The 15,318-nt window shown below is 46.0% G+C and carries 10 protein-coding genes; 7 read left to right on the top strand and 3 right to left on the bottom strand.

What is annotated here, in order from left to right:
* Positions 1 to 195 precede the first annotated feature (195 nt).
* On the top strand, positions 196 to 735 hold the full coding sequence (locus ACOJUO_RS24540) for an MOSC domain-containing protein (RefSeq protein ID WP_422134501.1): 540 nt from the start codon (positions 196 to 198) through the stop codon (positions 733 to 735).
* 100 nt (positions 736 to 835) lie between these two features.
* On the opposite strand, the gene ACOJUO_RS24535 is transcribed toward ACOJUO_RS24540, so the two are convergent.
* The gene (locus tag ACOJUO_RS24535; RefSeq protein WP_422138469.1) at positions 836 to 1,588 is read right to left on the bottom strand and encodes a hypothetical protein; all 753 of its coding nucleotides are present in this window, start codon (positions 1,586 to 1,588) and stop codon (positions 836 to 838) included.
* 173 nt (positions 1,589 to 1,761) lie between these two features.
* On the opposite strand from ACOJUO_RS24535, the gene clpB reads away from it, so the two are divergent.
* The 5 genes from clpB (at position 1,762) to ACOJUO_RS24510 (ending at position 11,539) form a co-directional block, all read left to right on the top strand.
* The gene (gene clpB / locus ACOJUO_RS24530; RefSeq protein ID WP_422138468.1) at positions 1,762 to 4,332 is read left to right on the top strand and encodes an ATP-dependent chaperone ClpB; all 2,571 of its coding nucleotides are present in this window, start codon (positions 1,762 to 1,764) and stop codon (positions 4,330 to 4,332) included.
* 243 nt (positions 4,333 to 4,575) lie between these two features.
* Entirely contained in the window at positions 4,576 to 5,379 is an 804-nt protein-coding gene (locus tag ACOJUO_RS24525; protein ID WP_422138467.1) for a Cof-type HAD-IIB family hydrolase, read from the top strand.
* 284 nt (positions 5,380 to 5,663) lie between these two features.
* Positions 5,664 to 7,403 carry a hypothetical protein gene (locus ACOJUO_RS24520; protein WP_422134497.1) on the top strand — a complete coding sequence of 580 codons (1,740 nt, stop codon included), beginning with the start codon at positions 5,664 to 5,666 and terminating at the stop codon, positions 7,401 to 7,403.
* Between the two features lie 337 nt (positions 7,404 to 7,740).
* Positions 7,741 to 9,471, top strand: coding sequence for a hypothetical protein (locus ACOJUO_RS24515; RefSeq protein WP_422138466.1), 1,731 nt, complete (start codon positions 7,741 to 7,743; stop codon positions 9,469 to 9,471).
* An 835-nt stretch (positions 9,472 to 10,306) separates the two neighbouring features.
* Positions 10,307 to 11,539: a hypothetical protein gene (locus ACOJUO_RS24510; RefSeq protein ID WP_422134495.1), complete on the top strand. Its 1,233-nt coding sequence runs from the start codon at positions 10,307 to 10,309 to the stop codon at positions 11,537 to 11,539.
* 127 nt (positions 11,540 to 11,666) lie between these two features.
* Here the strand turns inward: ACOJUO_RS24510 and rnt are convergent, their stop codons facing one another.
* Positions 11,667 to 12,266, bottom strand: a complete 600-nt coding sequence (gene rnt, locus ACOJUO_RS24505) for a ribonuclease T (RefSeq protein ID WP_422140098.1) — start codon at positions 12,264 to 12,266, stop codon at positions 11,667 to 11,669.
* Positions 12,267 to 12,358: 92 nt separating this feature from the next.
* Positions 12,359 to 13,411, bottom strand: coding sequence for a dihydroorotase (pyrC, locus tag ACOJUO_RS24500; protein WP_422134494.1), 1,053 nt, complete (start codon positions 13,409 to 13,411; stop codon positions 12,359 to 12,361).
* 556 nt (positions 13,412 to 13,967) lie between these two features.
* Between pyrC and ACOJUO_RS24495 the strand changes: the two genes are divergently transcribed.
* Positions 13,968 to 15,182 carry an argininosuccinate synthase gene (locus ACOJUO_RS24495; protein WP_422138465.1) on the top strand — a complete coding sequence of 405 codons (1,215 nt, stop codon included), beginning with the start codon at positions 13,968 to 13,970 and terminating at the stop codon, positions 15,180 to 15,182.
* Positions 15,183 to 15,318: the final 136 nt, after the last annotated feature.

Below are 15,318 nucleotides of genomic sequence, written 5' to 3'. Positions count from 1 at the left end.
TTTTTAAAATTGTCATGGCAGGATAAAAGCGCAATGTGTCAGTATGAAGAAGGTTTGTTGACAAAGTCTGAGAAAGAGCAAAAATCAAAATGGGTTGTTAATCAAAAACCAAAGCCGTTGATCTGATCTGTTGTCGAATGTCTGTTTCGAGTGATTCATGGCTGACGAGATTTCGAAGCAGGGCTGGCTTAAAAAATGAAACTCACTGCGATCTGCATTGGTAAAACAAAGCGTCATAAAATACGTGGCCACGATGTCACAACGGCTTACCTGAAGTCTGAAGTGCGGGGTTCGGTAAAGGTTCATGCCAGTGGTATTGAGGGCAATGAGGTGGCAGTTCATAACGATCACATCTACGCCGTTTCAACAACCACTTATGATTACTGGAAAGATCGTCTGGGTGGCAACGATGAAGACTGGCCAAAGGGTCGTTTTGCCGAAAATCTTATCATAGACGGACTGGACGAGGTCGCCCCCAGCCGACCCAGAAGTGCCTACATGCACGAGACTCTGGCGGTCGGAGACAGCTTGCGCGTGTCATCTCCCCTGGGTCAGTTTACCCTTGCTCGTGGCAACCCAAAACCTGTCGTTTTGTTTGCGGGCGGGATTGGCTTGACCCCGCTTCTGGCCATGCTGAAAGCACACACTTCTGTCAAAAACTACCCACCTGTATTTTTCTTTCACGCCGTTCAGGATGGCCTTCATCATGCTCTGCTGTTCAAGACCCGGTTCTGAAAAGGTCACAATCACGCTGCCCTTGAACACAGACAATGGTTTTGATCCTGTTGAAGACTGATGGCAACCTGTCTCGACGTCCAGCTATACCGGTTTGGGTTCAGCGATAGAGCTCTTGATATTTTTTAATTATTCCTGATCGATAGTCAACCGAGTATACCCTGAACTTATCTGAAGAGGTGCTGTAGGCGGCCTCTGGACAATAGGAAAAGCCTGCCAGTGCGCCATCCTGGTCAAATATTGCAACAGTGTTATTGAAGTACCAGTGCCGCAAACTTGCAGGCAGGTGATTGTTCAGGGAGAGTATGTAGGATTGTCTGGTGATGTTAGGTTTTAACCAACGCTTTTGCCATTGCCAGTGAACATCATTCCAGTCTCCGGTCATTGCAAGACACTTCCAGAGAGGCGTCCACCAGATTGGGGTTGCCTGTTTGGAAACTTTGGCAATGCTTTTATTTTCCGGGTGCTCTTCTAAAATGATCGTTACTATCTGTTTCTCATCAATGTTTTTTTTTAGGCTTCTACCTGATTGCCAGTCATGTTGATTGAAACCTTCCCAATAACTGAGTTCCTGCGGGCTTCTGTAGATGGTGTAATTGCCAAATCCACCGTGTTTTGCGCAAGGAACTGAAGTGGTGACCTCTTTCTCTCCTGTTACAACGCCAAGACAAAAGCCGGTCGAAGAAAAGCCATCGTAAATGACAACGAGACTATCTTCCGGGTTGGGGGAGGTTGCCATTGCCTGAAAAGAAAGGGCGAATAGAAATGAAGATGTCAGAAAAAACCTTGCATACAACGGATTAGATGGGACTGGCTGACGTTCTTTATTGTTTGGGTTCCATAACTTTTTCATAATATTGAAGACTATCTCGGATTAAATCAAAACCTCTCAATCTAGCAGACATCAGGATATTAGCCAGTTCACGGGGGGCAGGAAAGCCAGCTCTTGAAAAGATCGATTCTGCCGCAATATAGGATTACAGAAGCAGCCCTATCGGCAAGTAATAAAACGCGGGAGAACTCACTATGCGAGCAGACAGACTGACCAGTAAGCTGCAGTCCGCATTGTCAGATGCTCAGTCACTGGCTGTGGGTAAGGATCACAATCAGATAGAACCTGTCCACCTGTTAATGGCGCTGCTTAATCAGCGGGGTGGTTCTATCAAGCCTCTTTTGAGTCAAGTGGGCTTTAATTTGCAGCAGCTGGCTGATGAGCTCGAGAAGCTGCTTGATCAGGTTTCAGTCATTAATAATCCAACCGGCGATATTCAACCGTCACAGGAAACCATTCGCTTGCTTAATCTGGCCGATAAACAGGCTCAGAAAAGGGGGGATCAGTTTATTTCCAGCGAAACTGTCCTTCTGGTGATGATGGACGGGAGTTCGTCAGTTTCCCGTGTCCTGAAAGGGCAGGGGGTGAGTCAGCAGGCTCTGGAAAATGCCATCAACAATCTCAGGGGAGGCGAATCCGTCAATGATCCCAATGCTGAAGATAATCGCAATGCTCTGGCCACCTACACCATTGATCTAACTGAGCGTGCTGAAGCAGGCAAGCTGGACCCTGTCATTGGCCGGGACGATGAGATAAGACGCATTGTTCAGGTGCTGCAACGCCGTACCAAAAATAATCCGGTGATTATTGGCGAGCCCGGTATTGGTAAAACTGCCATTGTGGAAGGGCTGGCTCAAAGAATTATCAATGGTGAAGTGCCTGACGGTATCAAGGGTAAAAGGCTTTTGTCGCTTGATATGGGGTCGTTGATTGCCGGGGCCAAATTCAGGGGTGAATTCGAGGAGCGCCTGAAGTCGGTACTCAATGAGCTGTCCAAACAGGAAGGGCAGATCATCCTGTTTATTGATGAGCTCCACACTATGGTAGGTGCCGGTAAGGCAGAAGGTGCCATGGACGCCGGTAATATGCTTAAACCCGCTCTGGCCCGGGGTGAACTCCATTGTGTTGGAGCGACGACACTGGATGAATACCGGCAATATATCGAAAAAGACGCAGCGCTGGAGCGTCGATTCCAGAAAGTACTGGTGGATGAGCCTACAGAAGAAGACACTATTGCTATCTTGCGTGGTCTGAAAGAGCGTTATGAGGCCCACCACGGTGTTGACATTACCGACCCGGCCATTGTCGCTGCCGTAAAACTCTCCCAGCGCTACATCACTGACAGGCAACTGCCCGATAAGGCCATCGATCTGATTGATGAGTCAGCCAGTCGTATACGGATGGAGATGGATTCCAAGCCAGAAGAAATGGATCGCCTGGAGCGTCGTCTGATTCAACTGAAAATCGAACGGGAAGCACTTAAAAAAGAAGACGACAACGCATCCAAAGAGAGGCTGGTACTCTTGGATACAGAAGTGGGCCGCCTTGAGAGAGAGTACTCAGACCTTGAAGACATTTGGAAGGCCGAGAAAGTCGTCCTTCAGGGGTCTCAGAAGTTACGGGAGGAGCGTGAGCAATTACTCATTGCCCTGGAAGCTGCACAGCGTTCTGGTGATCTCGCCAAAATGTCAGAAATTCAGTATGGCCAGCTTCCCGAGCTGGAAAAGAAGCTGGCTGAAGCGGATGCTGCCAAGTCAGGTGGAGAAACCAAGCTGCTTCGCAACCGGGTCACGGATGAAGAAATTGCTGAAGTGGTCTCTCGCTGGACTGGAATACCTGTTTCCAAAATGCTGGAAGGTGAGCGTGAAAAGCTCTTGAAGATGGAAGACGCACTTCATGGTCGTGTAATTGGTCAAGACGAAGCAGTAGTTGCTGTTTCTAACGCTGTACGCCGCTCAAGAGCAGGCCTGGCCGATCCCAACCGACCTAATGGCTCCTTCATGTTTCTTGGGCCAACCGGTGTGGGTAAGACAGAACTTTGCAAAGCGCTGGCGGCATTTCTGTTTGATACAGAAGACGCTATTGTTCGCATCGATATGTCCGAGTTTATGGAAAAACACTCTGTTGCCCGCCTGCTGGGAGCGCCTCCCGGCTACGTGGGGTATGAAGAAGGGGGTTATCTGACAGAGGCTGTTCGCCGTAAACCCTATTCGGTGGTGTTGATGGATGAAGTAGAAAAGGCTCACCCGGACGTTTTCAATATTCTCTTGCAGGTATTGGAGGATGGTCGTTTAACTGATGGCCAGGGAAGAACGGTAGACTTTAAAAATACTGTGATTGTCATGACTTCCAACCTCGGCTCTGATGTTATTCAGACCATGCAGGGTGAAGATTTTGAAGCATTGAAATCAACGCTTATAGATGTAGTGGGAGCTCACTTCAGGCCTGAATTTGTCAACCGTGTCGATGAGCTGGTGGTCTTTCATCCCCTGACAGAGAGGCAGATAGAAGGCATTGCGGCTATTCAGTTAAGCCGACTGAACAAACGTCTTGCGGAAAATAGTCTGTCCCTGGAAGTTTCTGATGAAGCAATGAAAAAACTGGCTGAAGTGGGCTTTGATCCTGTGTACGGAGCCCGTCCGTTGAAACGGGCCATACAGCGCAGTATCGAGAATCCTCTGGCAGAATCCATACTGTCAGGTCAGTACTCTCCCGGTGATGTCATCAAGGCAATACTTACAGAGGGTGAGATTACGTTTGAGTAATGCTCTTCAGTCGAGGCCGCTATCCAGCGGCTTCCTTTTTTTGTTATTCCTTCAGGGTTAACCCCTCTGCGTGTAGCAGTCTGGGGATAGTTAGCTCATTAACTTTCGTAGATGCGCCTATTGCCATAAAGTGAGACAAGTGTGCATAATTACAGGGGCTAAGCCACCTGTTTTGTCTGTTCATCACTGTGTCATGAAATAGCATCAGGATACAGATAAAACGTACTCTCTTATGAGGTATACATGTATCCCGTTGTTGTCTCAGACCTTGATGGTACCCTTCTTAATGACCAGCACCAGCTGGCACCTCGCACCAAAGAAGTTATTCGTCGTTTAAGCAATCAGGGAATCCGTTTTGTTTTTGCCACGGGCAGACATTACCTGGATGTTGAAGAGATAAGAGCACAGCTGGACATCGATATGTTCACCATTACTTCTAATGGCGCACGAGCACACAACCCCAAGGGAGAGACGATTGTCAGTCATGATCTTAATCCCAGGTTTATTCAGCCCTTAATTGCGCTTGGCCGTCAATACAGTGATACCGTTTTTTTGAGTGTGTACAGCGAAGATAAGTGGTATGTCGAGCAGCATCATGAAAGCTTGTTGGAGTTTCATAAAGACACAGGCTTCAGCTACACTGTGCAGGATCTGGATACGATTCCTGTCGACAAGATTATCAAAGTGTTCTTTGTAGCCAAAAAGCATGATGAGTTGCTTGATCTTGAGCGGGATATTCATGAAACCTTTGGTGACTCGGTGAATATGGCTTTCTCTCTGGATACCTGCCTTGAAATCATGGCGCCAGCGGTGAGCAAAGGTGCAGCTCTGGAAGAAGTCATGAAACTCAAAGGTCTGGAGCCCAAAGACGCAGTAGCTTTTGGTGACGGCATGAACGACGTTGAGATGTTACAGGTGGTAGGCAAAGGACTGGTTATGGGGAATGCGACAGAGCGTTTGAAAGCGAAACTGCCTGATCATCAGGTGATTGGCCAATGCAATGATGATGCTGTGGCTCAATACCTCGAAAATCATTACCTGAATTGAGTTGCGAACAAGCTCACCGGTGTCCCGGTGAGCATTAATCAATGCCTTTACGAAATTCTTTCGAAACAGCCAAAAAGCACTGAAAATCATTATCAAAAGTCATGTTTTGGCTAGCTCTGACTGGAATCTCAAGTTCCACTTGTGATATTGCGGTAAATGCTCAAATTGTGTTCATTTCTAACGCGAGCAAATTTCTCGAACGATTTAAATATCCCGGAGTCAGGTAAATCTGAGTTTCTTGTCTAGAATAATTTCTTCATTTCTATTTCAAGCTCAGGTATCTCATGACTTTTGTTTTTATTGTGCCTATCTTGCTTTTGTCGTGTAGTAGTCAGGCTTCAGTTCCTCTCGCTTCATCTTTCGTTTCCGGCGACAGTGTCGAAGCAATTCTTGCTTCTTTCTTACCTGATCCCATTCGTCTACCAAAATCTGACGTTGCCCAGCTGTTGCTGTTACAAAAGGGTAAAAAAGGCTCGATAATCAGTTTGCCTGTCTCTGAAAGGGATCGGCTGCAGCCGAATAAAGGTACAACGTTTACTGGCTATCCATTCGAATTAAACCGTTATGGCAATGAAAACAAGGAACAGTCTAAAACCGGGGGTAAATCTCCGCCACCGCAGCAAGAGCAACAAAGCAAAAAGCAAAGCGAGAAAGGGCAGGGCGGTTCTGGCTCTTCTGGCTCATCAGGCTCTGGTGCCGCATCAGCATCAGCTTCCGGTAACGATGAGAGTCATGCCAGGCATCTTGAAAAACTGAAAGAAATCCTCAAAGCCGCTGAAAAGTCATTGAAAACAATGGATCAGAAAAAAAATATTGATGAGTTTCATGCAGAATTGAAAAGATTGTATGCGGAATCCCCCGATATTTTGAAGGAGAAGGGCTCCCTGGAGAGTGGTGAACACCGTTGGAAAGCGATTTTGAGGTTGCTTAAGCTTCATTTTCCCAACAAGATGGAAAAAGGTGAAATGTCACACGTTTTACTTGAATATCCTGGTCTAGCGAGCCTGCCAGAAGAAGTGATCAGATTTTTTGCCAGACAGAAGCTGACAGAACCTGCATTAGCTGAAAGTTTGCCCAAACAGTTGTTAGTTGACAGCATTGTGGATGCTGCCAGCCCGTCAATCCTGAGGTATATACAAGCTCATCTGGGCTACCCCTATTGTCTTCAGCAGCTGATTGGGCTATTTATAACCCAGCTGTCTTTAGTGGCAACGGGTGAATCTAAAGAGTTTATTTTTCAGGATCATACAGGGGGGCAAGTTAGTGTTTTTTCTATCCGGAAAAATGCTAAAGGACGTTATCGTGTTTTTGTCGTTGATGGTTTAAGTGTTGTTAAGCGTTGCTACGAAGATCAGGTCTATTCATCTCTACCACATTTTGTCATTTTCGCTTTGGCACTGGCTTTAAAATATCATGGCTTTACTGATTCCCGATTTTACTTCCTGTCTCAACGTCAGGCTGGTGACTTTGGCTCTGAATCATTCATGCTGCACGACCTGGAAACATTGTTGCAATCCCCTATGGTGACTGGTAACGGTTATTATGCGGATAAAGAACCTATTCCTAATGACAAAGTAGCCATGTTTTCGTTGCAAATAACATTTGACGAGAGTGCTGAGCAACTCGGTCGATTGCGAGTCAATGGGGAGATTAAGTATTTTACGGACACAGCAGATAAACCTGAACTTAATGCACATGACCTAAGCACCCTTATTATTATGTCGTTGCAAACCTGGGTTACAATGGGGCTGGAACCAGATTTGTTTAAATTTTATCAGTTGCGTCAGTTTCCTCAGAGGTTTGCACATCTGACCCAAGGGCAGCAGCGACTAAAGCGATTGCTTGAGAAATTCCCTGAAGAACGGCAAAAAGAGGTGGAACAGGTAGTTGATGAAACACGGGGCTTGTTGTCTGGCGATGATGGAGTCTGCAATAACAATGCTAATCTGGCTGCTACCCTGCTGTGGATGAAAATGAACATTGAGTTGCTGGAAATGAACAACCGTCCCGGGCAGGAAGAATAAACAAGATATCCGTAAGTTCACCATCATCGGTTATGATCAATTTCATAGCATGAAATTAACTCAACCTTCGTGATTTGTTCAAGTAGTTGCCATAAGCAGCTCTCACAAAAAATCCGGTACTGCTTCACCTGTCACTCAGGTGTCCAAAGTCGTCTTTTAGCTAACTCTGAGACTGGACATCTCAGATTCTGCTTGTGATAGTGGGATAAATACTCAAATTGTACTCATTTTTAACCTGAGTGAATTTTTCGAACGATTTAAATATCATGGAGTCAGCAAAATCTGAGTTTCTTTTCTAGAATGATCCTTTTATCTTTACTTGAAGCTCCGGTATTTTATGACTATCGTCTTTATTCTGCCTGTCCTGCTTTTGTCGTGTAGTAGTCAGGCTTCAGTTCCTCTCACGTCATCATTCGTTTCCGGCGACCGTGTCGATGCAATTCTTTCTTCTTTCTTACCTGATCCCATTCGTCTACCAAAATCTAACGTTGCTACTCTGTTGCTGTTAAAAAAGAGTAAAAAAGGCTCAATAATCAGTTTGCCTGTCTCTGAAAGGGATGGGTTGCAGCCGAATAAAGGTACGACGTTTACTGGCTATCCATTCCAATTAAACCGTTATGGCAACGAAAACAAGGAACAGTCTAAAACCGACGGTAAATCTTCGCCACCGCAGCAAAAGCAACAAAGCAAAAAGCAAAGCGATAAAGGGCAGGGCTCTTCTGGCTCCTCAGGCTCCGGTGCTGCATCAGCATCAGCATCAGCTTCCGGTAACGATGAGAGTCGTGCCAGGCATCTTGAAAAACTGAAAGAAATCCTCAAAGCCGCTGAAAAGTCATTGAAAACAATGGATCAGAAAAAAAATATTGATGGCTTTATTGCAGAATTGAAAAGATTGTATTCGGCATCCCCTGATCTTCTCGAGGAAAAGGGGTCACTGGTGAGCAGGAAATACAGCTGGAAAGCGATTCTGAGGTTGCTTAAGCATCATTTTTCCGACAAGCTGGAAGAAGGTGAAATGTCGCACGTTTTACTCGAATATCCCGATATTGAGGGCCAGCCAGAAGAATTAATCAGATTACTTGCCAGAGAAGTGCTCCCGGAAACTGAATTACCTCAGGAGGTGCCCAAAGAGACGTTAGTTCACTTCATTGTGAATTCTGTCAATCCGATAACTCTATGGTATATGCAAACTCATCTGGGCCATCCTCAGTGTCTTCAACAGCTGCTTAGGTTATTTATAACCCAGCTACCGCTAATGGCAAAAGGTGAATCTAAAAAGTTTATTTTTCAGGACCATACGAGTCACATTAACGTTTTTTTTATCCGGAAAAATGCTAAAGGGCGTTATCGTGTTTTTGTCGTTGATAGTTTAAGTGTTTTTAAGCGCTACGACGAAGGTCAAATTTATTCGCCCCTGGCACATTTTGTCACTTCAGTTTTGGCACTGGCGTTAAAATATCATGGCTTTACTGATTCCCGGTTTTACTTCCTGCCTGAACGTCAAGGTCCTAACCTTGGCAGTGAGTCATTCATGTTGCACGACCTGAAAACGTTGTTGGAATTCCCCATGTTGGCTGGTAACGGTTATTATTCGGACAAAGAACCTCTTACTAATGACAATATGTTCAGGTTTTTTTTGAACATAACGTATGATCCGGAAGGTGAGCAACTCGGTCGATTGCGAATCAATGGGGAGATTAAGTCATTTACGGACACAGCAGATAAACCTGCAATTGCTACACATGACCTGAACACCCTTATTCTTATGTCGCTCCATACCTGGACTACAACGGGTCTGGAACCAGATTTGTTTAAATTTTATCAGTTGCTTCAGTTTCCCCAGAGGTTTGCACATCTGACCCAAGGGCAGGAGCGACTGAAGCGATTGCTTGAGAAATTCCCTGAAGAACGACAAAAAGAGGTTGACCAGGTAGTTGATGAAACACGGGGCTTGTTGTCCGTCAGAGGTGGAATCTGCAATAACAACACTAATCTGGCCGCTATTCTGCTGTGGATGAAAATGAATATTGAGTTACTGGATATGAACCCTCCTGGGCAGGAAAAATAAAAAAGATTTCAGGAAATTCGCCATCAATGGCAATGATCAATTTTATACCATGAAATTAACTCAGCCTTGATGACTTGTTTGAGCGGTTGCCATAATCAACCCTCTCAAAAAATCCGGTAACGCTTCACCTGCCACTCAGGTGTCCAAAGTCGTCTTTTAGCTAACTCTGAGACTGGACATCTCAGATTCCGCTGGTGATAGTGGGGTAAATACTCAAATTGTACTCATTTTTAACCTGAATGAATTTCTCGAACGATTTAAATATCATGGAGTCTGCAAAATCTGAGTTTCTTTTCTAGAATGATCTTTTTATCTTTTCTTGAAGCTCCGGTATTTTATGACTATCGTTTTTATTCTGCCTGTCCTGCTTTTGTCGTGTAGTAGTCAGGCTTCAGTTCCTCTCACTTCATCATTCGTTTCCGGCTACAGCATCGATGCAATTCTTTCTTCTTTCTTGCCTCCCATTCGTCTACCAAAATCTAACGTTGCCCCGCTGTTGCTGTTACATAAGAGGAAAAAAGGTTCGATAATCAGTTTGCCTATCTCAGAAAGGGGTTGGCTGCAGCCGAATAAAGGTACGACGTTTACTGGCTATCCATTCCAATTAAACCGTTATGGCAACGAAAACAAGGAACAGTCTAAAACCGACGGTAAATCTCCACCACCGCAGCAAGAGCAACAAAGCAAAAAGCAAAGTGATAAAGGGCAAGGCAGTTCTGGCTCTTCAGGTTCCTCAGGCTCTGGTGCTGTATCAGCATCGGCTTCCGGTAACGATGAGGGTCATGTCAGGCATCTTGAAAAACTGAAAGAAATACTCAAGGCTGCTGAAAAGTCATTGAAAACAATGGATCAGAAAAAAAATATTGATGACTTTAATGCAGAATTGGAAAGACTGTATGCCAAATCCCCCAATCTTTTGAAGGAGAAGGGTTCCCTGGAGAGCGCTGGATACCGTTGGAAAGCGATTCTGAGTCTGCTTAAGCATCATTTTCCGGGGAAGCTGGAAAAAGGTGAAATGCTACACGTTTTAATTGAATACCCCAAGCTAGAAAGCCTGCCAGAAAATTTAATCAGATTATTTGCCGGACGTGCGTTTCCGCAGCTTGTTTTACCTGAAGGGATGCCCAAAGAGTTATTAATTGACACGATTCTGGATGTTGCTAGCCCGTTAACTCTGAAGCTTATGCAAACTTACATTGGCTTCCCTCAGTGTCTTCACCAACTGGTTGGGTTGTTTATAACCCAGCTGCCATTGATGGCAATAGGTGAGACTAAAAACTTTATTTTTCAGGAGCAAACAGGCCATGTTAACGTTTTTTCTATTCGAAAAAATACTGAAGGGCGTCATCGCGTTTTTGTGGTTGATAGTTTAAGTGTTTTTAAGCGTTACTACGAAGATCAAGTTTATTCGAACTTGGCGCATTTTGTCACTTTAGCTTTAACACTGGCGTTAAAATATCATGGTTTTACTGACTCCCGGTTTTATTTCCTGCCTGAGCGTCAGGCGAGTGGCTTTGGCTGTGAGTCATTCATGCTACACGATCTCGCAACATTGTTGGAAGCCCCCATGTTAGCTGGTAACGGTTATTATGCGGACAAAGCCCCCCTTAGTAATGACAATATGGTGAAGTTTTTTTTGCAAATAATGTATCAGGTGGATGCCGAACAACTTGGTCGATTGCGACTCAATGGGGAGATTAAATATTTTACAGACGCAGCAGATAAACCGGCATTTGATACCCATGACCTGAACATCCTTATTATTATGGCGCTCCGGGCTTGGGAGGTGTCTGGGCTGGAACCGGATTTGTTTAAATTTTATCAGTTGCTTCAGTTTCCCCAGAGGTTTGCACACCTGACCCAAGGGCAGCAGCGTCTAAAACGGTTGCTTGAGAAATTCCCTGAAGAACGACAAAAAGAGGTGGACCAGGTAGTTGATGCAACACGGGGCTTGTTGTCCGGCAATGGGGGAGTCTGCAATAGCAACATTAACCTGGCTGCTACTCTGCTGTGGATGAAAATGAATATTGAGTTGCTGGAAATCAACCAGCCCGGGCAGGAAGAGTAAACGGAATATCCGGAATTTCGCCATCAACGACTATTCACATCATGAGATTAACTCAGCCCTGATAATTTGGTCGAGTGGTTGCCATAAGCCACTCTCTCAAAATTCCGGAAACGATTTATAAGCCTCTTTATAACCAGCCGCCCAGATCCTTCCAGCGGTTGACGATAGAGCAAAATAGCTCGGCAGTTTTCTCTGTGTCATAACGGGCAGAGTGGGCTTCACCCTTGTCGAAATGAATCTCTGCGGCCTCGCAGGCTCTGGCCAGCACGGTCTGCCCGTATGCCAGTCCGGACAGGGTGGCTGTATCAAAGCAGGAGAAGGGATGAAAAGGGTTGCGTTTGATATCACAGCGCTCTGCTGCGGCCATCAGAAAGCTAAGGTCAAATGATGCATTATGACCCACCAGCACTGCCCGGTTACAACCCTGTTTTTTAACTTCCTTGCGCACTGTTTTGAAGATACCGTTCAGTGCCTGCTCTTCTTCTGTGGCAATGCGAAGCGGGTGGAAGGGATCAATACCGATAAACTCTATCGCCGCCTGTTCAATATTGGCGCCTTCAAATGGTTTGATATGGAAAGACTGAGGCTTACCGGGGTGCACATAGCCGCTTTCATCCATTTCAATGACCACAGCTGCAATTTCCAGCAGGGCATCGGTGGCGGAATTGAAACCTCCGGTTTCTACATCCACCACAACAGGCAAAAAACCACGAAAGCGGTTGGCCATCAAATGGCTATCATCGACCACGGAATCTCCTTAATTCATTCAGAGTCAGTGGAAAGTCAGCCTTCTGAGGGCTGACTTTCCGGTCTTCAGTGTTAGTCCTGGGTTTGTAAACGCCAGTTCAGGGTTTCGCCTGCACGCAGAGGAATCACCTGATTGTCGCCCAGGGGGATAGACTCTGGCAATTGCCATTCTTCTTTAATCAGGGTTACAGAAGCCTGGTTTCTGGGTAGACCGTAAAAATCCGGACCAAAGTGGCTGGCAAATCCTTCCAGTTTATCCAGTGCATTCATGCTCTCAAAGGCTTCAGCATACAATTCCAGAGCTGCCGGTGCGGTATAGCAACCTGCACAGCCACAGGAGGTTTCTTTTGCATCTACCGTATGAGGTGCAGAGTCGGTGCCAAGGAAAAATTTCGGATTGCCACTGGTTGCGGCTTCCAGTAAGGCCTGCTGGTGGCTATTACGCTTCAGGATTGGCAGGCAGTAATAATGGGGGCGAATGCCTCCTGCCAGCATATCGTTGCGATTGTAAAGCAGGTGGTGTGCAGTAATCGTGGCGGCGACATTGCTGTGGCTGCTTTTGACAAATTCGACCGCATCAGCGGTGGTGATGTGTTCCATGACCACTTTCAGGTCAGGGTGCCGAAGAGTAATGTCTCGCAGGTAACGATCAATGAAAACTTTTTCACGATCGAAGATATCAATGTCTTTGTCAGTGACTTCAGCATGTACCAGCAGCAGCAGGCCAACCTCAGCCATGGTCTTCAGACTTTCCTCAATATTGTTGATATCAGTGACACCTGAGTCAGAGTTGGTGGTCGCTCCGGCTGGATAGAGCTTCAGAGCTTTGACATCGCCTCTGGCCTTGGCTTCACGAACCATTTCGGGGGTGGTGTTATCCGTCAGGTAAAGTGTCATCAGTGGTTCAAACTGACTACCAGCAGGCGCATGCTCAAGGATTCGGGCCTTGTAAGCGGCAGCATCATCGGCGTCCAGTACCGGTGGACGCAGATTAGGCATGACAATAGCCCGGGTAAAGTTTCTGGCTGCTGAACGCACTGTTTCAGCCAGGGCTGCGTCGTCTCTCAGGTGGATATGCCAGTCATCAGGACGTGTCAGGGAGAGCTTTTCTTTCGCTATGGGCATTTGCGTCATCTTCTGAAGAGTACCTGTTCCGGAAAAGAAAGGTTGACTGCTAAATAGCAACAGTTTAATCGTGTTTTTATCTTGAGTCCGCTAAATACAGCACGGGATGATCAAAAAAGCACGTGAATAAAATGGAGTAGATTGGAGAGTTCAGGAGACCCCCTTCACCGGGCTAGCATCGTATCTAAAATCATGCAGGCTTGGTAGTAATATTTGCCGTTCAGAGCATGCCCTTCGATCAATTTGCAGGACTTCAAAGGCGTTGATTTTCAGTTGTTTGCACATTTTCGGTCTTTATCAGTTCAGGTGAAGTGCTTTTGAGATTCCCCGGTCTGGAAAATAGGGAAGCATTCGAGAATAATGGTGTCCGCTCTGTGGCTATCGGAAGTCGGTTGGGTAATTTCCACATCGGGCTTTCAGAGTTAAGAGGTAGCCATAAAAAATGGGAATATTGAATTAATATGTAGGTTTTTTGAATAAATATTGATTTTCAATTTTGGATCATCAATACTCTTCAATCAATCAGGTTTACCGTATCGGGAATTGGGAGTGCACGGTGAAAGAGATCAAAAAAGTGGTACTGGCCTATTCGGGTGGACTGGATACCTCAGTCATTGCCAAATGGCTGGAAGATACTTATCAGTGCGAAGTTGTTACATTTACTGCGGATCTGGGTCAGGGTGAAGAAGTTGAGCCTGCCAGGGCCAAAGCAGAGGCACTGGGCATCAAAGAGATCTATATCGAAGATTTGCGTGAAGAGTTTGTTCGGGATTTTGTGTTTCCGATGTTCCGGGCCAATACCATCTATGAAGGCGAGTACCTGCTGGGTACTTCTATTGCCCGTCCTCTTATTTCCAAGCGTTTGATTGAAATTGCCAATGAGACGGGAGCCGATGCTATCTCCCACGGTGCTACCGGCAAGGGTAATGACCAGGTGCGTTTTGAACTGGGCGCTTATGCTCTGAAGCCAGGTGTACAGGTAATAGCTCCGTGGCGTGAGTGGGATCTGAATTCCCGTGAAAAACTGCTGGCCTATTGTGAAGAGCACGGTATACAGGTTGAAAAGAAGAAAGGTAAGTCTCCTTATTCTATGGATGCCAACTTGCTGCACATTTCATACGAAGGTGGCATCCTGGAAGATCCATGGGCTGAAGCCGAAGAGGATATGTGGCGCTGGAGTGTAGCTCCGGAAAATGCCCCGGATCAGCCACTGTATATTGAGCTGACCTATAAGAAAGGTGATATCGTTGCTATCGACGGTCAGGAAATGACACCCGCAAACGTTTTGACTTACCTGAACAAGGTGGGTGGAGAGAATGGTGTGGGTCGTCTGGACATCGTTGAGAATCGTTATGTCGGTATGAAGTCCCGTGGTTGCTACGAGACTCCGGGTGGAACCATCATGCTGAAAGCGCACAGGGCAATTGAGTCCATTACTCTTGATCGTGAAGTGGCACACCTGAAAGACGAACTGATGCCCAGGTATGCGAAACTGATTTACAACGGCTACTGGTGGTCTCCCGAGCGTGAGATGCTTCAGAAGATGATTGATGAAAGTCAGGGTTGCGTGAATGGTGTCGTACGTCTGAAACTCTATAAAGGTAATGTAACGGTTGTTGGTCGTCAGTCTGATGACTCCCTGTTTGATGAGAATATTGCCACCTTTGAAGATGATGCCGGTGCTTATGATCAGGCAGATGCTGAAGGCTTTATCAAGCTGAATGCATTGAGGCTGAGAATTGCTGCCAATAAGGGGCGTAATCCTGGTTAATTGAGTGAGTAAAATGTTGCTTTTTGAACTCAGTTCATTACCCGCCCCCTACTTCGGGTGTTCTAAAGCTTTCTAAAGCTTTGGTTCCCATGCTCCAGAGGCTGTCGCAAGAGTGCGAGCAAGGCTGAGATAAGGC

The sequence above is a fragment of the Endozoicomonas sp. ALC020 genome (genome assembly GCF_049275935.1).
In the GTDB taxonomy this organism is placed as follows: Bacteria; Pseudomonadota; Gammaproteobacteria; order Pseudomonadales; family Endozoicomonadaceae; genus Endozoicomonas_A.
The sequence above is the reverse complement of the archived record's forward strand: the minus strand, read 5'-3'. Positions and strand labels throughout refer to the sequence as shown.